The following is a 20,277-nucleotide window of genomic DNA, read 5'->3' as shown; positions in this document are numbered from 1 at the left end:
CAATGCTATCCTATCAACCCATTCCGATTAGCTGTTGTCGTCAAAATTTGCTCAACTTGAGCTGGAGTTAAAGTCGGATTGGCACTCAAAACTAAAGCCGCTACACCCGCTACCTGTGGCGTTGCCATAGATGTGCCAGTTAGGGTGTCATAGGTTCTATAGGGAGTTGTAGAATAGATGTCTACTCCCGGAGCAACTACGTAATCCAAAGCTGTGGAACCCGCACGGTTTGAGGTGTCAGGCATCCTGCCGTTTATATCAATACTGCCCACGGCAATTCCCAAGCGATCGGCATTACGAGCTGGGTAATCTGGTTGGCTAAAACCCGAATTTCCCGCTGCTATCACCACAACAGAGCCTTTGTTATTTGCATACTCAATTGCGTTATTTACTACGTTGGAAGGGTAAAACTCATTTCCCAAACTGAGGTTAATTACATTGGCTCCATTATCAGCAGCATACCGGATTCCAGCAGCAACATTATTCAACTCGCCGTAACCAAAGGTGTCTAACACTCTGACAGGCATAATCTTAGCATTGGGCGCAACTCCTGTGATGCCAAAATCATTTCGTTCCGCCGCGATCGCACCTGCTATGTGAGTCCCGTGACCGTCGAAATCCAGATCCATTGGGTTGTTGTCGCTAGCCACAAAATCCCAACCCCGAATATCATCAATATATCCATTGCGCTCGTCATCGATGCCATTTCCAGCAATTTCACCAGCGTTCCGCCAAATATTGTCATCCAAGTCAGGATGGGTGTAGTCAACACCACTATCCACGACAGCTACAACAATCCCATTTCCTGTAATGTTTTGATTCCAAACTTCCGGTGCATTTATGAGATCTAGCGCCCAATTATTCCCGCCCAAATCAGGAATATCAGGGAAAGGATTTGAGCCGTTTAAGGTGCTAGAAACTGCTGCATTTGCATTCACCAAACCGTAGCCGTCATTACTATTAAAAGTACCGCTAGGTGTGGGAATATTTAGTTCAGGAATAGAGGTGGCAGAAAGATTCAGATTGTAATTAGTAGAGTTGCCTAAAAAGCTAGAGACTTGGACATAGTATGTTCCTGGAGCCAGATTGGGTACATTAATCACATCGGGAACAGTGCCACTCTCAAGAGAGTAGTCAATAGTTTCCCCAAAATCAACTACACCGTTGCGGTTTCTATCTTGAATTAGCTTTACGTCAGCATCCGCTCTCAAACCGTCTAGACGCAGGTTAAAATTGCTTTTAGTGTTGATATCGAATCGATAGAAATGGTTGGAATCTCCAACTCCGACAAAATCAGTTAAGTTGATGCTACCATTCTCAACACCAAGAATATTACGAGCTGTCAAAAGATAGTTACCTGGATCGGAGGAATTCAACCCAGAAGCAGATGTCATTCCTGTTAGTGGATCTGCGTTTATATTCGCCGATTGTGACTGCGGTTTGAGTTGAGCATCGGCGACATCGCCACTAACTCGATCGCCCGCAGAGACACTGAGGCCCTCGCCTGCATTAGCTACAATAAAATCTGCGATCTGGGTCTGTTGGTCGATGCACGATGGTGTGAGATTAGTCAAGCTAGATTCAGGACTGTAACCAGAAGCATTCAGTGGAGCGATCGCTGGGTTGAGCAAGTCGCTGTTAGCCGGAAATGTTGATGTAGCGAACTCGTTTGGCTGTTGATTGAAATAAAGGCGATCGTTAGGATTTGTTGTGATGTCTAACATAATTTAAAACCTCAGATATTTAGATTCATTCTTGATTTAAATCTTACGCAGCACAGATCGAAAAATCATCCGGTCTACCCACAGACTTGATCAAGTACGGGGTGCAAAATAGATTGCGGGAAAGTGCAATGTAGGTGAATATGTAGAGTAGATGGTTTACTTCCATCAGTGTTAAGATTGAGACGGGATCGCGAACAAAAATTCATTCCACAGTTCGCCAGGGAATTAATTCCCTGTCTGATAGCGCAAGTCCTCTCAAAGAGGACTAAATAATATAACTAATTAGTCCTCTTTTAGATATAAACTTCGCTTTTAAATACTGAAATTTTCAAGAGCCATTTATGAGAAATAAATTATTCATAAATGGCTATAAAAAGTGATTAAAATCCCTGAACCGAGATAATACTACCTTGAAGATCGGCCACTCTTACATTTGACACAAAGCCTACTATCTCGCCGGAATTCCTAACTTTAATTAGAGTGCCTTGACTCTGGATCGGTTGAAGATCGAATGTACCGGGCGGGGTAAATAGTTTGGCACTTTCTGGTGCATCATACCCAAATAAAACTGTGACGTTTGTCACGTATTGCAAGTCTACATCGCTAGCAGTCAAACCGTCGGCCAATCCTATTCGATCGAAAGCGGGTCTGAAACCTACAATAAAATCGGCATTGTTGACATCTGTAACTCCGGGTTCTGCTTGGAGGACGTACAAATTGCTGCCCCCGATTTTGATTGAACTATTATTATCATCCAAAGCTCCTAAAATGTCGCGACCCAAACCTCCCACCAGAGTGTCATTTCCGTTACCGCTGACTAAAAAATCATTGCCTCTACCGCCCAAGAGAATATCATTTCCCGCACCACCTATCAGAAAATCTGCATCTTGACCGCCGCTGAGAGAGTCATTTCCATCATCTCCAATCAGGAAGTCTTTACCTTTTCCTCCGAATAAAGAATCGTTGCCCAAGTCCCCGCTGATAATATCTTCTCCTTCATTGCCATAAACCAAATCATTAGCTGTTGAGCCAGTGACGAAATCGTCACCTGCAAGCATCCAAACTCCCAAAGGAAAATTAGTTGCATCTGCGATCGACAAAGTAACAAATTCGGATGTATTGTCGCCAATTAAGCGTCGAAGTTCTGACGTATCGGGTTGTAAAGACATAAAAAAAATCCTCTTAATACTTGACTTAAATCTTAAGCAACGCAGATGGGAAAATCATTCGTTCTACCCACAGACTTGATTAAGTATGGGGTGCAAAATAGATTGCGGAAAAGTGCAAAGTATGTGAACATGTAGAGTAGATGGTTCACTTCCATCAGAGATTGAGATAACTCGGCGGTTGAAACCGCGTCTACAAAAACAAAGTCGGCCTGCGCCGACTAAAGAATAAAGATCGTTTCCGATTGCATCGGAATTATTAGTATCCGAAAAGGAGATGGCAGTGCCGTTTCCCTACAATGTTATTTTGGGTAGGGAAACGGCACTGCCGTCTGCTCTATCATTCCGGTACAACCGGAATTGATATAACTTAGGATAAAATTTAGGAGAAAAACATTGAGCCAATTCGCTATTAATAAAAACTTACTCTGCCTCCCCAATTAAAGTAAATGCTGCCCAATTTCGCGGCTGGGGATGAGTTTTCATCGTAGTTAACATTGCCTGCCGCAATGCCTGTGCTTTGTCGGGATTATTTTGCAAGTTTTGATAAAATGCCTGCATCAATTCCGATGTCGGCGCATCAGGAACCGCCCATAAAGAAACAATCACACTCGGCACTCCTGCCGAAATCAACGCCCGCGACAAGCCAATCACCCCATCCCCGGTAATCCTGCCTTCTCCAGTGTTGCAAGCACTCAAAACGACTAAGCTTGCTTGCAGTTTCATATCGAAAATCTCTTCTGCGGTCAATAAGCCGTCATCGCTGGCAGAAGGAGCCATAGCGATCGCACTTCCCAATCCGCGCACATCATCCAGCAATCCATGCGTTGCCAGATGAATAATCGATGCTTGGGGCATTTTTTGGACGATCTGGGCTTTTGTACCTTGTGCGCCCGTAATGGCTTGAGTATTGAGCAGAGGGGCGATCGCTCTAGCTTCAGCTTCGGCCCCAGGTAGAGGAGACAATTGCTGTTTGGGTTCTCCCAGAGAAAGAGACACACTCGGCATCGTGGGATTGCCCAACACTAGAGCGCTGCCACTGTTGGTTGGCTTCTGTGCTAACTTCTGCCGTTGCTGTCGAGTCAAATCCAATACTTGAATCGAGGGGGCGGTGAGAATCGTGTGTTTTTCGATTAAGTAAGTGCCGCTGGCATCTTGCAGGGCGGGGAAGGGTACTTGAAAGAGCGAACCTTGGGGAATGAAAATGACGCGGGCATTGGGATCTTTTGGCAAAAGCGTTTCAATGGGGTCAATCAGCAGTTGATGCAGTGTTGGTAAGTTGGGTTGGGGTTGGGTAGAGCCAAGACTGCTGCGACTGCGGACAGCCAGGAATTCTTGATTGCCAATAATTAAGTTGGCTAGAGAGGCGTTGTGTTTTTGCCAGAGGGGTTTGAGGTCTACTTGGCGGAAGGTAATTTCACCCGTAGGTTGAATTACCCAAATGTAGAGCGCAGATTCTCGCCCTACTTGTTTGCCCTGAATCTCAAACATCTCGTAGATGATGGAATACTGCACCAAAGTGGCGTTCTGTGCTTTGGCGATTTGGCGGATTTGATCCTGGTTGGGAGCAGTGGCGATGAGCGAACTGACATCACCAGAGGATAAGCGCTGTGTCAGGAGATCGACAAAGGCACGGGCACGTCCCCGTTCGGCAATTTCTAACGCGGCATTGGGGTTATTCTGAGCCACCCGGACTTGTTGCAGAAAGTTATAGGTGCTGACTTGTCCTTCAAAGATGGAGACTTTATTCGCGTCGTTGGAGCCGAGCATTTGCCGCATCGATTCCCAAACTTGAATGGCATTCACGAGCATTTTGTCAGCTTCTGTTGGGTTGCCAGCTTTCAAGAACGCCACTCCGAGGTGGTTGAGTACCCTACCTTCCCCGTTGCGGTCTTTAATGGAGCGGGCGATGGCTAAAGTCTGCTGTCCATACTCAATGGCTTTGGCCGAGTTGCCCAGAAAGTAGTAAGCATCTGCCAAATTACCCAGTGCCACACCCTCCCCCTGGCGGTCTTGAATTTCGCGGGCGATGGCTAACCACTGCTGTGCATACTCAATGGCTTGAGCATAGTTGCCCAGATCAAGGTAAATGAGTCCCAAACCGCCCAGTGCCACACCTTCACCTCGGCGGTCTTGAATTTCGCGGACGATGGCTAAACTCTGCTCTGCATACTCAATGGCTTTGGCCGAGTTGCCCAGAGATTTGTAAGCATCTGCCAAATTGCCCAATGCTTCACCCTCCCTCTGGCGGTCTTGAATTTCGCGGGCGATGGCTAACTGTTGCTGTGCATACTCAATGGCTTTAGCCGAGTTGCCCACAGAGCTGTAAATCATTCCCAAAAGGCGCAGTGCCACACCTTCACCTCGGCGGTCTTTAATTGCGCGGGCGACGGCTAACTGTTGCTGTAAATACTCAATGGCTTTGGCATAGTTGCCCAGAGAGCGGTAAGCGAGTCCCAAAAGGCCCAGTGCCAAATCCTCGCTCTGGCGGTCTTTAATTTGGCGTGCTAGGGCTAACAGTTGCTGCGAATACTCAATGGCTTTGGCATAGTTGCCCTGAGAGTGGTAAGCACCTCCTAAATTCGCCAGTGCCAAACGTTCAATGTGGCGGTCTTTAATTTCGCGTGCGATGGCTAAACTCTGCTGCCCATACTCAATGGCTTTGGCAGAGTTGCCCACAAAGCGGTAAGCGAGTCCCAAATTAGCAAGTCCTGCACCCTCACTGTCGGGGTCTTTAATTTCGCGTGCGATGGCTAAACTCTGCTGCCCATACTCAATGGCTTTGGCATAGTTGCCCACAGAGCGGTAAGCGAGTCCCAAATTGCCTAGTGCCACACCTTCACTTTCGGGGTCTTTAATTTCGCGTGCGATGGCTAAACTCTGCTGCCCATATTCAATGGCTTTGGCATAGTTGCCCACAGAGTAGTAAGCATCTCCCAAATTCGCCAGTGCCAAACGTTCAATGTGGCGGTCTTTAAGTTCGCGGGCGATGGCTAAACGTTGCTGTAAATACTCAATGACTTTGGCCGAGTTGCCCAGAGAGCGGTAAGCATCTCCCAAAGTGCCCAGTGCCACACCTTCCCCTTTGCGGTCTTTAAGTTCGCGGGCGATCGCTAACAGTTGCTGTGCATACTCAATCGCTTTAGCATAATCGCTCAGAGAGTGGTAAGCGATTCCCAAACTGCCTAGTGCCCAACCCTCCCTTTCGCGGTCTTTAAGTTCGCGGGCGATCGCTAACAGTTGCTGTGAATACTCAATGACTTTGGCAGGGTTGTTTAAAAAGTGGTAAGCAGATCCCAAAATGCCCAGTGCTTTACCTTCCCCTTGACGGTCTTTAAGTTCGCGGGCGATGGCTAAACTTTGTTGTGCATACTCAATCACTTTGGCATAGTTGCCCAGAGAGCGGTAAGCGATTCCCAAAATGTCCAGTGCTAAGTCTTCCCTTTTGCGGTCTTTAAGTTCACGGGCAATGGTTAAACTCTGCTGTGTATACTCAATCGCTTTGGCCGAGTTGTTCAGAGACAGGTAAGCGAATCCCAAATTGCCCAGTGCTGCACTCTCCTCTTTGCGATCTTTAAGTTCGCGGGCGATGGCTAAACTCTGCTGTGCATACTCAATGGCTTTGGCATAGTTGCCCAGAGAGCGGTAAGCATCTCCCAAAGTGCCCAGTACCGCACCCTCTCCTTGGCGGTCTTTAAGTTCGCGGGTGATGGCTAAACGTTGCTGTGAATACTCAATGACTTTGGCATAGTTGCCCAGAGAGCGGTAAGCATCTCCCAAAGTGCCCAGTGCAGCACCCTCCAATTGGCGGTCTTTAATTTCGCGGGCGATGGCTAAACTCTGCTCTCTATACTCAATGGCTTTGGCATTATTGCCTAGAGAGTCGTAAGCGAATCCCAAAAAGCCCAGTGCCCAACCCTCCCCTTGGCGGTTTTTGATGGCGCGATAAATTTCCAGTGCCTGTTCCCAGGAATTCAGCGCTGCTCTTAATTGACCAGTCTTATACTGTTGAAGCCCCTGCTTCATTAGCCGATCGGCCTCACTTTTACGAGCATCGGTAGTTTGAGCAGCAGCGGGGAGTGGGGAGTACGGAGGAATATAAAAAGCAACAGACAACAGGCAAAAGGCGAGGGGAAAGAGGAAGCCCGATCGCACTTTACAATTGCTGGATTTAAGCAGTTTTAGCGAGAAAGATTTCATAGGATTTAGTCTTTAGATTGCGAAGGTTAGCGCTGTCCTTGGCGCTGTTGTTCGATCGCCCTAATTTGCTTCAATCGATCGCTCCAATCTTTCAAAGGTTCGGCTTCCGAACTAGCAAGAGAATCTAGCAATTCCAGCACAGCCGCTTGGTTTTGAGAAATCTCAGAGGCTTTGCGCGCTTCCGCGATCGCGTCATACCACAGCCCAGACTCCGCATACAGGTCGATCCGCTGTTGGGGAGTTTGCGCCGCTGCAAGTTGAGTCTGCAACGAAGCCGCAGGCCCAACGACTTGGATTTCTGCCGCCGCCACGACATTCCTCGAAGGAACATTCGGATCGCACACCAACACCACTTGCCACTGATAGGATTGCCCGATCGACAGTTGGGGCAGATTTGAGGGCAAAGCAACCGACATTATTCCTGGTTGACTCTGCATCTCGGTTCTGTAAAGCAGTTGTCCCGTGCGAGTAAACAGCCGGAATAGCAACGGACGAGGAGTGCGATCGGGTACAAACCAGGTAAAAGTCGGATGCCCAGAAATCGTCTCTCCCACATGGCTAAACGGCACTAAGGCAGTCAATCTCGCCGATGAATTAGCTTCGCAACTGCCGCCGCGAGTGGTATTCGTCCCCGTTTCTTTCGGTTTAGAAGGGTTTTCAGGAGGAGTGTATTGTGCCAGCGCTACAGGAGCGATCCAGAACGAAACACTCAGCATTAAACTCGCAATGCCCGCAGAGTAAATGGTTCGACGCTTCAACTCGTGAGTCATCATCGCAATCCCCTCTGTAACTATTTCTAAAGTAATCAACAATACACAAACACAATAGAGGACTGCCCGCAAGCGTTGTTTGCGGGAAGGTGCAAAGATATTGGGAATCGGGCATGGGGCATGGGGCATTGGGCATTGGGAATAGTCCTGGACTATTGGTGACAACTTAAGCCTGAAACCCTATGTATCTCTCGCTGGTAGCCGAGTCTCGATCCCCCTAAATCCCCCTTAATAAGGGGGACTTTGACCAAGTTCTTGTCCCTGCCTTAGTAGGGGCAGTGCCCCCGTGCCCGCCCTTGGCTAGGGGCGATCGAACCCTAACCGTCTTGACGGTTGATATAACAAGCGTGAACCCAACCAATTACCAGAACCACCGCCGTTTCGCTGGCCAGGTTAACTCGCACACTGTCCCCTTCGGTTGATTCGGGTAGCGCCGAAATGCTCCGCCTAACTGTTTGGCTAAGTTCTTTGCAAGCTGGGTTCCTAATCCTGAAGGTTGAAGTTTAGGGTTTGGATCTTCGGTTGTTTCCCTCTCTCGCTCGATTTGGGCCAAGCTAAGCGTTTCTGACTGAGACGGTTTCCCCCTACCATTATCCGCCACCCGAATCACCTGCCGATCGCCTTCTTGAGTGCAAATTACAGTCAAGCGAGTGGCTTCGATCGCGTGTTTCCCCACATTGCAGAGCGCTTCTTCCAGAAAGCGGCAGAGTGCTCGCTTGTGTTCCAACCGCAGATGCGAGGTGTTCAAAGGATCGAACTGCACAATTTTGAATTTGATCGTTTTGAGGTGAGGCAGTTCTTGTTCGAGCGTGTTGGAATAGACTTTGTAGAGCAATTCATGCAATGGAGCCTGCAGGGCCAATTCGATCGCACTTCCCATGCGAAGATGCGGTTCATCTGCGATCGCATCTCGTTGCACAGAGCCGTAAACGGCCCGCAATTCTTGATTCAAGCGTTGCAACTCCGGTAGAAATAACGGCGGTGTGGCTTGTTCTTGAGCAGTTCTCAAAATTCCAACCAATGTTTGTAACGGGCCACTGTGAATTGCATTAAAGGTCTGCTCGATCGCAAACTGACGTTCCTCCAACCGCAGTCGGAGTTCCTGTTCGTGGCGATAAAATAACGCTGCCGTCAACCCAGCCCCATTCAACACGAGTACGAGCAACACAGGCACGATTGGCACCCACCATCCCAAAAGAATGAACCAGTAACAGAGCGCGATCGGGCTAATAGTAGCGACTAAGATCCCGATCAAAATTTTCCAGGGCGATCGCAGAAATCGTCCCAAACTCATCCCCAAGAGTCCCCAGACCGCAATCCAGAGCGTTTCCCAGCCCTCCCCCCAAACCTGAAGCAACGGCCGCCGATCGAGCACCGCACTAATCATCTGGCTCGTTTCGTGGGCTTGCATTTCGACTCCGTAAATCTGTCCGGGATTGATGCCTGCGATCGCACCCGAACTTGCCAAATCCTTCGCGCTAAAAGACATCATCCCAATCAGCACAATTTTGCCTCGAATCCAGTTCGCATCTACTTGTCCCCCCTTGATTTGCTCCAGGGAAAGCACGCGAAATGGCATTGTCCCGCTGCGAACATTCAGTAAAATTTGGTTCCCGCCTGCATCCGCCCCCACATATCCGCCACAGTTTGACTGCACTCTGGTAAATTCAATGCTGCCAAAGCGCATCGCCTCCCGATCGCGAATTCCATTACCTAGCTTAATTCCTCGGGTTGCTAAATAGAGTTCTGCCAGCCGGAGCGCGAAGGAAAAACGGTATTCCTGTCGATCGTTGTTAGTACCCAATAAACTGCGGCGCTGGTAGCCATCCGCATCGAGTACGAAATCTGCAAAGCCAACCTGTTTGGGTGGTAGCGCGGGCGGAGGTGCGACGGTAAAGCCACTGCGATCGGGCAAAGCAATCTCCACTCCGATCACATTCTTGCTGCTGCGAAACACCGATGCCAGTTCAGCATTACCCGGTTCAACCGGAATATCGCGGACAAGATCCAGCCCGATCGCGCTCGGTTGATAGGCCTGCAAGCGTTTGAGTAAATGGGCTATATCGCGATCGGGAATCGGATAAGTTCTAGCGCGTTGAATATCCTCCTCAGTGATGCCGACAATTACAATCCGTTCATCCATTGACTCAGGAGGACGCAAACGCAGAAATCGATCGAACGCAACCAACTCCCAAAACTGAAGCGCACCGCTCAATCTAGCCATCATCACAGCGACAATCACCATCAACCCTGGAAGCGCTCCTCGTCCCCAAGTCGTGACACCTGCTTTCACTGCTTGTTTTCGATCACGCTTCATAATAATGTCCGGTTGAATAGTTATCATACTTTTGTACGACTGTTTGGCCGATGCCCGATGCCCGATGCCCGATGCCCGATGCCCGTACAGGACTTATAAGTAATTAACCAGACTTGATATCACTAATCAATCAATCCTTCTTCCCTAGCTCGCACTTCCGTTTGAATCCGCAGATTCTTATCATCATCAGGATACACCTCTAGCACATCTCGAATCTTAGTCCAGTAATACTGCACAGTGCGTTCAGAAACATTCATTCGTTTGGCGATCGCAGTATCCTGTAAGCTCTCGTGAAAAGCAAATTGCAACACCTGCATCCAGGCGGGTTTGAGTTGCAGCCCATTGCGGATCTCTCTGGGTGTATAAATCCGCTCATGCAGCGCCCAATCAACCATCGCCAGCAAGTCTTTCATCGGCTGGCTTTTATCGACAACTGTGAAGCCGCCCATGTGATTGTCGATCGACGGTTTCAGCCAAACTAAAGTCCGAACATGGGCACTCTGCACCACAATATTCAGACTCGGATACTTCTCCATCAACGTTTTGAGAAGTTGAAGCCCTGAATTTGCTTGCGCCGTTTCGCCGATCGTCTCTGGCATCACCAGATCCACAATCACCAAATCCGGGGTAGTCTGCGCTATTTGCTCAAGGGCAGCCTGAGCCGTCGGAGCCGTCAGAATGTCTGCCTCTGGATATTCTTGCTTCAGAATGTTAAGCGTGCCACCTAACACCATCGCATGGTCATCTACAACTAAAAATGTTCGTTTCTGCGGTTGAGGTAAAGTCTGGGGCATAGTTGATTAGTTGCCACACAACATCGTCAGTTTAGTTAATCCGTCCACCCATTTTAGATTTGGGATTTACGATTTTCGATTTGTGACCTAGTTGAAACTAGGGGCTTTAAACCGCTGAAATTCTCATTCAAAATCCCAAATCTAAAATTGTCTCTGTCATCTTCTTACAATAGAGGAATTACGTGGCTCCCGTCCTGCATCTGTCCGCCAACTGGGGTTGTGGATGTCCGCAACGAGAATTGCGCTAAAGTGCAATTCTATTATAATCTAGGTGTCGAAGCAGGAAAAAGGATGATTTTATGGCAGCCGAAGGTTCGTATCAAGTAAGCACGTACAATCTGGAACTTGACGCAGAAATTCAGCGGTTAAAAGGTCAAGTTCTCCTCAGTTGGGAAAAGGAAGCGCGCACTTTAAAGTGGTTCGGTTTAGCCGACGGGATGAATGTTTTGGAAGCGGGTAGCGGGCCGGGATTTTTCACCGAAAAACTGTTAGAATTGCTGCCAAACAGTTCGGTAACAGCGGTAGAAATTGACCCGGTACTGCACGAAAAAGCAGTAGAATACTTGCAGGACAAAGGGGGCGATCGATTAAATCGCATTCAAGCATCGGTGGCGGATACTGGTTTGGATGATAACACGTTTGACTTTGCGATCGCCCGTTTGCTGTTCGTTCACCTCCCAGAGCCCGTCGCAGCAGCTAGAGAAATATTCCGCATCTTGAAGCCTGGCGGAAAACTGGTGATTATTGATAGCGATGCGGATCTGTTTTGGCTGACAAATCCACCTTGGTCAGTCGAGATTGTCCGCGAGAAATTCAAGCAGGTGATAGCATCGCGGGGCGGCAATTTATGCGTCGCGCGAAATCTGTGCCGCATTCTCAAAGAAGCTGGGTTTGTTAGCGTTGATTTAGAAGCGGTTGTCAGCCACAGCGATATCATGGGAATTGAGGCATTTCAACCTTTGCTTGACTCCGGACCCATTTTGCAGATGGTCAAACAGGGGTTGATTTCAGAGTCGGAAATAGCCAGCTATCTGGTTTCGCGGGATAAGTTTTTTGCGGCGGGCGATCGATCGATGATGAGTTTTTGGTTAATGGCTTGCGGGGAAAAAAAGCAATAAAATTAAGACAGATATTTCACACAATATTGATGTCTCGTCGCAGCACAGCCTCTAGCACTCTCGCTACATTCCCAGCCAACAAATCAAACTTATTTAACAGCAAACCAGGAAAAACTTCAGAATAAATTATCCCCTCAGCATTAGTTTAAAGCTGCACGAATATCTCTAGAATCGTATCATATCAAATCCGGTAGCATCGTCGGGCGTCAAACATAGTCAACAGCCAAAAAGCACCGCTCGTGCAACCGGACTTGATATAATCCATCTGCGTTTATCTATGTTTATCTGCCCTCATCTGCCGTTAAAAAAAGAGAAATTTTTAACCGCAGATGACAATGGATTGACGCAGATTCACGCAGATTAAGAGAAGAGAGATAGAAATAATTCCGATTCTAAAAAAATTAATATCAAAGTTATAAATTTTCATATTAGCGAGCGCTTTTTTAAAGCTTTCATGTTCTTCGCCTTTCTTCTAAAATTTTTGCTGTCATAGCTATCACCATCCTATTTTAAATATTACTAGCCCCTACCCAGCACAAACCAGGCAGGGGCATTCACTCACATTCTAACTTAATGAACTAGCTCGATTGCCCTTTTAGTCAACGCCTCAGCAGTCAACCCATTAAACGCCATCAACTGACCAGCACTAGCAGTAGTTTCCCCCCGCTTCCAAGCAAAAGTATCCCGCTTGCAATTGCTGCGGAGCATCACTGGTTCCAACATCCCAGAAGCACCGCCTGTCACACCAATCAAGGCATCTCCGCCAAACAATTCCGCAAATTTCTCATCGCTCAAAAAGCCGCCGTCAGCTTCCGAACAAGTATCCCAAGCAACATCGCTAGCACGATACAAACGCCGAGGATTCACAACAGAAACAATCCGCACTCCAATGCCTTCTGTTTCCAAAAATGCCGCCGCTTCAAACACAGGCATTAACGTCATGTCGCCGACAACTGCAAACACAACTTTCTTGCTCCCCCCTTGATTCTGGGAAGCTTGCGGGGAATCGACTTCGTGCAGAACTATTGCACCGTCTTGCAAACCTTGGCGAGTCTGTTCAAAAGTAGTGCGAATTGGCAGTGGCGACTTGCTTGCAGTAATCACAACTCCCTTATTTTTAGCAGTCAAAGCCCACTCGTAACAAGCTTGAATACTGTTAGCATCCGGTGGAAACAAAGGAAACACATTTCCGTTCCGCATCATCGCCGCAAAATAAGCCTCAATTTCCGGCCGCTGGTGCGTCCAACCGTTACGGCCTTGTTCCAATGCACCCGCTGTAAATAAGGTGACAGTTGCCGGAGTTGGACGGCGCAATTCTGCCATTGCTTGGGTTACAGTTTGCCAAATTGGTAAACCGTTGATGGCAAAAGATTCGTAGGAACACCACAAACTCCGCGCTCCGAATAGCGATAAACCTACAGCTAAACCAGCGCAAGCATCTTCGCTCAAAGGTTCGTAAACTTGACCGTTGGGCGATTGATTGTACAGGTCATCTGTCGTTGGGTGGATAATCTTTAGAGCTTGGTTGATGTTGGCAATTGCCGATGCTTCGTTGCCGTCAGCATTAGTCACAAGAAAAGTACGATCGCGCTCGCCGACTTTCCCTACCAAACTTCCCATTGCTGTTGTCGAAATCTTCGCTTCTCCGCCAACTGAAAATTCTTCTAAAGGTAATTCGCCTAAATCTGCCAGCGGCAATGTAAACTCAGTAACAACTGTTTTCGCCGCCGGGCCGCCGCCCGCACGCTCGCAATTTGTCCGCACCAATTGCCAAGCAGCAGCAGTCAAAGCGCGCTCTTTTAAAGCACTGATAATGTGCGGAGCATCCAGCGTATCTTTTGGATAAAGGTTGTGAGATTTTGCTCCGCGCGCGTGGACGCCAGCACCTTTCAACTGTTTGATAATAAACGCAGTTAATTTGCCGCCGAGAGCAGATTTTGCCGCTTTGTCAACTCCTTCTAAAACAGCTTTGGTAAATGCCATGCGCTGTTCGAGCGAAAAAGCAGTGCTGTCAACATAATCTTCCGGTTGATTTTTATCGTCAAATTCCTTAGCATCAACTAAGATAACTTCTTCAAAACCGTTGCCTTGCCAATAAGCAATCATTTCAGCATTAGTTTTAGTCGAAACCATGCTGTGATGTTCCTGAGAATATCCGTTCCAAACCAACACAGGCAAAAAGTTAGTAACGCTGGGATAAGCAGTGTGGAAATGCGCCATACTGCTCATTGGATAGGGTTCGCCCATGCCGCCGTCACCCATTGTGAAAGCAAACAGTTTTTCGCGGTGCAAAAGCGCTCCAGCCATTGCGAAATGCTGCCCTTGTCCGAGGGGGCCGGCCGGTGCTAAAAGGCCGGGAATGAAACCGGAAAGATGTCCTAACAAACCGTCTTTTTCTCGGAATTTATCGCGCACTTGCTGCACGTTGAAAATTCCCATATCTTCCAAAGATCGATCGAGAAACATGGCACTGTAAAATCCTGGCGCGTGATGGCCGACTTCGGTGACAATGTTCTTGTGTCCCAGCATCACCAAAGCGGCATAAGCCTCAGCTTGGCTAGCAAAACCCCCCGGATGTCCCGATGCCTTGCTAGCGGTAACTTGCAGTGTCAGGTAGCGCAGCGCGTCTGCTCCCAGCATCGTTTGAAAGACGGCGACGGGATCGGCAGGATCTGCGATCGACTTGCTCCCCTCGGCGATCGCAGGTGCTTTCCCATAAGTGTCAAAACCAGGGACTGTTTCAGAAAAATATTGAATGCCTTCACAAAAAGCGGGCGTTGTTGACGTTGCCTGCGGAGTAGTTGCTGTCATGCTTGATACCTGAAAAATTGGAATTGGATTAATGTAAGAGTAATTTTATAGCTTCCGTGTTCCAAAAAATCATTAGTTCTATTATGTCAGTGATAAATAAGGAAAATATCTCAATTTTTAAGCTAATAAGTAGTTGTTTGAGAACCCCGACTTTTTTCATGAGTCGGGGTTCTGTGTTTACGCATTACTAATCCATCTCAAATCTCAAACCCCAAATCTAAAATTGTTCCAGCCGTTCCCTAACATCTATATAAGGCACAGTACCGCTTTCAGAAAGAGAAGGCACAGCCTTTTGATTCCGCAGCCAAACAAAAAAACTGCTCAGTGCAGGAGTCGGATCTTGATCGCGCCGCAGGGTGTAGATCAAACCTTCGCAAGGCCCATTAACACGGCTAGTCGTGCAAATCGCTTTCTGGTTATTTACCATACCCACAGTCACATAATTTAGCTGTTTATTTCGGTTATAATTCTCAAGGCGCTGAGTGACTTGTTGGCAGCGAGTTAGAGGATCGTAGCCCGAACTAGAAAAGAAATTGGAACTCCAGCGAATCCAAGGCTCCCTGAAACCTTGCGGATTTTGATACACAGTCACCGGCTCGCCCGTTGAGGTATCGCAGACAAATCCTCCATAACCCTGATTCGGTTGGTTTTGATCCGAGGCGCTGCTGATAGAAAGATTGCTGAGAATATCAAAACCGTTATGCTTATTTTGTGATAGCAACTCCCTAAAAGCATCGATCGGGATTGCCGCGTTCAACCCCGTTTTTATCTCCTCAATCTGACCGTTCCACTGACTCCTAATTGTGCCAACAGTATCCCCCTGGCCGTGAATTCCTACCACCCTGCCATCAGCATCAAATACAGGCCCGCCGCTCATCCCGCGCCTGGTTACAGCTTGGTAGCGCAGACGATACCCTGATGAGGCGCTGCCTAAGCGAGAAGAGATGATACCAGCAGTAAACTCAAGTTTTCGTTCAAATCCCGAAATAGGCAGCGGATACCCAGAAACATAAATAGCAGAACCAACAACAGCACGTTCTGACTCGCCCATTGGTGCTACTGGATACTGTTCTCGGCTCTGAAACTGTATCAAAGCCAAGTCTATATCCCTGTCATTTTTCGGTAAGCGCTGTATTCTAATCGCAGCATAATCCTTCTCCAAATGAGTGCGAATGCTGTATTTTTGAGCGAGGCTTGCCACCACATGATTAGCTGTCAGAACAGTGTAAATATTACCCTGTTTGGCAATAATTACTCCCGATCCACTAGCAAAAAAACCCAGTGTATTGTTGACTTCCACAGTTGTCAAAGTCGCTAGCTGGGCAATTTCTTCGGCTGTTTTGGCACAGGCAGCATATTGTTGGCTGACAACCGCCGTCACTGTTAATGCACCTGTCAAGATGATTGTCAGCGCGTCAAACCGCAAACTCCACACATTCATCGATAACTCCCTTTCTGGAGACGAGGCGAACTGCAAATATATACTAATCGGAATTCCCCAACAGGATTTAACCTTTTTCTCCGATAATTCCGCTGTTGGTTCACTTCCATCTTCATTCTTCATAGACGCCAAAATTTGAATCTCGATACTTGCCCCTACCGTTAATCTTAACCAAGAAACCTTTGGCATTAAAAATCGGGCTGCCACTCGTACCGATTTTAACCTCATTTGTATAGCCCAAGCTATAACCTTGAGGCAAAGATTTGGGTAGCAGCACCGAAACGAAGCCCGCGTCAATCGATTTTAGATTTTAGATTTTAGATTTTAGAGGCGACCCCACGGATAAATGCGGGGGCTTGAGGATTTTCGATTTTCGATTTGGGATTGACTCCACGGATAAATCACGTGGTGGGTACCACCTTTGAAATTCGTGGTCAGCGAAACTCCCAACCTCAGCACCCGCAGGAAAGCCTACTGCCAACACTGGCTCAGACACCGCTCCTGGCTCAAAGCTCAATGGTGCTATTTTATACTCGATCGCGCTGCGAAACTGAAAGATCGCCCGATCGATATCACCAAGCCGCCTCAGAACTCCTAGCAGTGGGTGGAGGAGGCTGTCGTCGCTGACAAGTCCGATCGCCACAACCTGCTAGTTAGTCAGCACCCTATAGGTTTAGCCCTGCTGCCGGACGATCGTCCCAGAACCAGGAGACATTCCCGTCGGGATGCGTACCGCTGTTTGACCCGCCAAAGTTGCCACATCAATCCTTGGAATTGGTGATGGGATGGAAAATTTGCCAATCTTTAAGGCTGTCCGAACGGTGGGGAAAAGGGGGTAGTTGCGCCTCATCATCCATACTTTCCCCTAGCTTTTCGCTGACATCAATGTAAGGAATTTTACTGGTTTCATCAAAAGACGGCATCCCGACATATCCTTGGCGCCAAGCCAACAAATTATACAAAGAGCCAATCGGGTCTTGGCCGGGTCTGAGGGTATAAATCAAATTTTGACACCGCCCATTAACTTGATTAGCCGTGCAGATGACGTTCTGGCCGTTCATTTGGCCCGCAGTAATGTACTTAAGCATTCGTTGGCGGCGATAGATTTCGAGGCGTTGACTCACTAATTGACACCGAGTTGCCGGATCATAGCCAGAACCGGAGAAATAATCGGAAGTCCACTCAATCCAAGGCTCTACAGCACCTTGAGCGTTTTGGTACACCGTCACCGGCGCACCGGTCGAGGTACTGCACCAAAATCCACTTTCCCCCGATGCTCGCCGACCGTAACTCGGTTGAGAAGCAACCGTCAGGCCGCTGAGGGCGATCGCTGTTGCCACAAAAACTTTTGTCAATAATTGCTGTTTCATGATTTTTTCACTGTGTTTTTATGAGATTCGGCACAAAAATCACCGAATGCTGCGATAACACCCTTGACACGCCTGTTCGTTAAAGATCCGCTGACTGAGGAATTATGTGATTCGCGACTTGACCAGAAACCAGTTTTTTTTACGAAAACACTTCGTTGCAGCCCTTATGCCTGGTTAAAAAACCCGGTTTTTTTGCTCTTGATGCGTAAGTTTTGATATTGTTCGCGACTTGCACGTTCCCTCTAACCGCCATTTCGGCGCTGTTAAAAAAGCGCTCCGAAGCCGAGCTTAAAATGCCCGCGCAAGTCGCAATTCTGTCCTCATTACTACTAATCAAACTCAGGCTTTTACCAACCGGAAGAGGCTTTTCACCTCAGACCTTGGAAAGGATCGAGTTGCAACGGTACATCACACCACTGACAAGGTATTTGATATCACTTACGAGCTGGGTCGCGAGCTTGATCTGCTGAGACAGGTAAACTACGGGGTTACGCCATCGAGGGGTAAAACCCCTCTTACCTGATCTAACACTAAAATCCAGGTATTAACAAGAACTCTTAACTTGTTTTCATCTCCGTACTGCGGGAAATACTTCTAAGTGAGTGTAATCAGGGTCTAAGTGCTTTCTACCACCAAAATTTACCCTCCATACACTGACGTTTAGTAGAGTATTAAAAACTATGAACCGTATCTGCAAACAGTTAGGATATTTAGGCGTTTGGTTGATTTTGATAGGCGGTAGCAGTTGTTCTAGCTCAGATGCAGCTACCTCAACCGAAAACCAGAGCCAACTCTCAACAAGCGCCCGTCAGTTCCAACACCTACAGCTAATGGGAAATCAAATTGAGGCTCGATCGAGTCAATTAACGCAACCTTCTAACTCTGTTGCCTCAGTTTTAGGCAGTGCTACCATCTCAGAAAATACTGTCACCGTTACGGTTTATAAGGTAGATAATTTGTGTCAAACTCTGAAGCTGGAAACAGTTACAGGCCCAGAGAGCCAGTTAATGTCATCGGCAGTTAATGAAGTGTTAAACCAGCAGATTTTCGATAGTCTTGGTTTGGCTGGTTATCGCCTCACGATCAATCGCGACCTCGGAATAGCTACCGTGGATCTTCGTGCATCGGGAAGTTCACGGCAGAAATTGCAAAATCTGTCCAGTTGTCAAATGTTAGGTTTGTTCGGGGGCGTGCGCCAAACTTTAACCAGTTATGCTCCTTGGCAAATCAAAACAGTTCGTTTTACAGAGCTTGGAGAGGATATTTTGAGCACAGTTCGAGAATAAGCTATTAAAATTATTGGAGATGGGACTTACACAATTCTCCCCTTAAAAACAAGGGTTGGGAGGGATTGAATAAACCTTCAAACCCTGTGAAGTTTTTTGATGCTGCTAAGTCCTGTGACCAAAAACCCGGTAATTCCTATGACACTACCTGACGGCCCCAAAAGCCCCCGCTTCGTGCAGCTAATTCAATGGATTGGCGATCCGCTGACATACCTGGATCTATCTGCCAAAAAGTACGGGGAGATTTTCACGACTCGATGGAGCAAGCTCAAACCATTCGTGATGATCCACAACCCGCAAGCCATCCAGGAAATGTTCAACAGCAAAGCTTTTGACGCTCCAGGCGAGATCAACGGTATTCTTAAACCCTTGCTGGGAGAACAATCCATGATTGTGATCTCTGGAGAAAAGCACAAACGCGATCGGCAATTATTAATGCCACCTTTTCATGGGGAACGGATGCGGAATTACGGCCAACTAATTTGCGATATCGCTCAAGATGTTGCCAGCAAATGGTCGGTCGATCGACCTTTTGTGGCCCGCAGCGCGATGCAGGAAGTCACCATGCGGGTAATCTTGCAGGCTGTCTTCGGTCTGGATGACGGGCCACGGTTGCAGCAACTGTCCCCGCTGCTGGCTGCGATTATCGATACGATCGGCTCTCCTTTGCGATCGAGTATGCTGTTTCTAGGCTGGATGCAGCAAGATTGGGGGCCTTGGAGTCCTTGGGGACGGATGAAACAGCAGCAGCGGAAAATTAACGAACTGATGGACGGCGAAATTGCAGAACGCAGACTGCAACCTGATGCCAACCGCACCGACATTCTCAGCTTAATGATGGCCGCGCGCGACGAAAACGGGCAACCAATGACCAATGAAGAATTGCGCGACGAGTTGATGACGCTGCTGTTTGTAGGCCACGAAACCACAGCAACGGCCCTAGCTTGGGCATTTTACTGGATTCACCACTTGCCGTCGGTGCGCCAGAAGTTGCTGCAAGAATTGGACAGTTTGGGGAAAAATCCCGACCCGATGGAGATTTTCCGCTTACCTTACCTGAGTGCAGTTTGTCAGGAGACGCTGCGAATTTACCCCGTGGCAATGCTGACGTTTCCGCGAGAAGTGCTCGCGCCCGTGGAACTGATGGGACATCAACTCGAACCGGGCACGGTTGTCGTCGGCTCGATTTATTTGACCCACAGACCATTGGTGACAAGTTAAGGAAAAAGGGAAATTGTCAAGGGTAGTATTTGCATGGGTCTGGGATCGTGGGAAACTTA

The 20,277-nt window shown here is 48.0% G+C and carries 14 protein-coding genes; 4 read left to right on the top strand and 10 right to left on the bottom strand.

Annotation, left to right across the window (positions count from 1 at the left end; all coding sequences use genetic code 11):
- Window positions 1-5 precede the first annotated feature (5 nt).
- The 6 genes from QUA03_RS14205 to QUA03_RS14180 form a co-directional block, all read right to left on the bottom strand.
- Window positions 6-1,724, bottom strand: coding sequence for a S8 family serine peptidase (locus QUA03_RS14205; RefSeq protein ID WP_333212944.1), 1,719 nt, complete (start codon window positions 1,722-1,724; stop codon window positions 6-8).
- 380 nt (window positions 1,725-2,104) lie between these two features.
- A complete protein-coding gene (locus QUA03_RS14200; RefSeq protein ID WP_333212943.1) occupies window positions 2,105-2,893 on the bottom strand; it encodes a calcium-binding protein in 789 nt (262 codons plus the stop codon).
- A gap of 420 nt (window positions 2,894-3,313) precedes the next feature.
- Window positions 3,314-7,090, bottom strand: coding sequence for a tetratricopeptide repeat protein (locus tag QUA03_RS14195; protein WP_333212942.1), 3,777 nt, complete (start codon window positions 7,088-7,090; stop codon window positions 3,314-3,316).
- Between the two features lie 26 nt (window positions 7,091-7,116).
- Complete coding sequence (locus tag QUA03_RS14190) at window positions 7,117-7,989, bottom strand: DUF928 domain-containing protein (protein WP_333212941.1); 873 nt, start codon at window positions 7,987-7,989, stop codon at window positions 7,117-7,119.
- Window positions 7,990-8,221: 232 nt separating this feature from the next.
- On the bottom strand, window positions 8,222-10,177 hold the full coding sequence (locus QUA03_RS14185) for a CHASE2 domain-containing protein (RefSeq protein WP_333212940.1): 1,956 nt from the start codon (window positions 10,175-10,177) through the stop codon (window positions 8,222-8,224).
- A 122-nt stretch (window positions 10,178-10,299) separates the two neighbouring features.
- Window positions 10,300-10,971: a response regulator transcription factor gene (locus tag QUA03_RS14180; RefSeq protein ID WP_333212939.1), complete on the bottom strand. Its 672-nt coding sequence runs from the start codon at window positions 10,969-10,971 to the stop codon at window positions 10,300-10,302.
- Window positions 10,972-11,270: 299 nt separating this feature from the next.
- Between QUA03_RS14180 and QUA03_RS14175 the strand changes: the two genes are divergently transcribed.
- Window positions 11,271-12,089, top strand: coding sequence for a methyltransferase domain-containing protein (locus tag QUA03_RS14175; protein ID WP_333212938.1), 819 nt, complete (start codon window positions 11,271-11,273; stop codon window positions 12,087-12,089).
- A 570-nt stretch (window positions 12,090-12,659) separates the two neighbouring features.
- Here QUA03_RS14175 and QUA03_RS14170 read toward each other — a convergent pair.
- The 3 genes from QUA03_RS14170 to QUA03_RS14160 all read right to left on the bottom strand — a co-directional run bounded on the left by QUA03_RS14170 (window position 12,660) and on the right by QUA03_RS14160 (window position 16,618).
- The gene (locus tag QUA03_RS14170; RefSeq protein WP_333212937.1) at window positions 12,660-14,900 is read right to left on the bottom strand and encodes a phosphoketolase; all 2,241 of its coding nucleotides are present in this window, start codon (window positions 14,898-14,900) and stop codon (window positions 12,660-12,662) included.
- A 217-nt stretch (window positions 14,901-15,117) separates the two neighbouring features.
- Complete coding sequence (locus QUA03_RS14165) at window positions 15,118-16,464, bottom strand: COP23 domain-containing protein (RefSeq protein WP_333212936.1); 1,347 nt, start codon at window positions 16,462-16,464, stop codon at window positions 15,118-15,120.
- Complete coding sequence (locus QUA03_RS14160; protein WP_333212935.1) at window positions 16,454-16,618, bottom strand: hypothetical protein; 165 nt, start codon at window positions 16,616-16,618, stop codon at window positions 16,454-16,456. Before QUA03_RS14160 ends, QUA03_RS14165 begins: the two co-directional genes overlap by 11 nt.
- A 128-nt stretch (window positions 16,619-16,746) precedes the next feature.
- Between QUA03_RS14160 and QUA03_RS14155 the strand changes: the two genes are divergently transcribed.
- A complete protein-coding gene (locus QUA03_RS14155; RefSeq protein WP_333212934.1) occupies window positions 16,747-16,968 on the top strand; it encodes a hypothetical protein in 222 nt (73 codons plus the stop codon).
- Window positions 16,969-17,102: 134 nt separating this feature from the next.
- Here QUA03_RS14155 and QUA03_RS14150 read toward each other — a convergent pair whose 3' ends face one another.
- Window positions 17,103-17,711 (bottom strand): COP23 domain-containing protein, encoded by a 609-nt coding sequence (locus tag QUA03_RS14150; RefSeq protein WP_333212933.1) that lies wholly within the window; start codon window positions 17,709-17,711, stop codon window positions 17,103-17,105.
- A 680-nt stretch (window positions 17,712-18,391) separates the two neighbouring features.
- On the opposite strand from QUA03_RS14150, the gene QUA03_RS14145 reads away from it, so the two are divergent.
- Both QUA03_RS14145 and QUA03_RS14140 read left to right on the top strand, forming a co-directional pair.
- On the top strand, window positions 18,392-18,997 hold the full coding sequence (locus QUA03_RS14145; RefSeq protein ID WP_333212932.1) for a hypothetical protein: 606 nt from the start codon (window positions 18,392-18,394) through the stop codon (window positions 18,995-18,997).
- A 138-nt stretch (window positions 18,998-19,135) separates the two neighbouring features.
- Window positions 19,136-20,218 carry a cytochrome P450 gene (locus QUA03_RS14140; RefSeq protein WP_333212931.1) on the top strand — a complete coding sequence of 361 codons (1,083 nt, stop codon included), beginning with the start codon at window positions 19,136-19,138 and terminating at the stop codon, window positions 20,216-20,218.
- The last annotated feature ends 59 nt before the right edge of the window (window positions 20,219-20,277 follow it).

Source organism: Microcoleus sp. S36b_A4, from assembly GCF_036700645.1.
Lineage (GTDB): Bacteria > Cyanobacteriota > Cyanobacteriia > Cyanobacteriales > Microcoleaceae > Microcoleus.
This window is presented reverse-complemented; position numbering and strand designations above follow the sequence as displayed.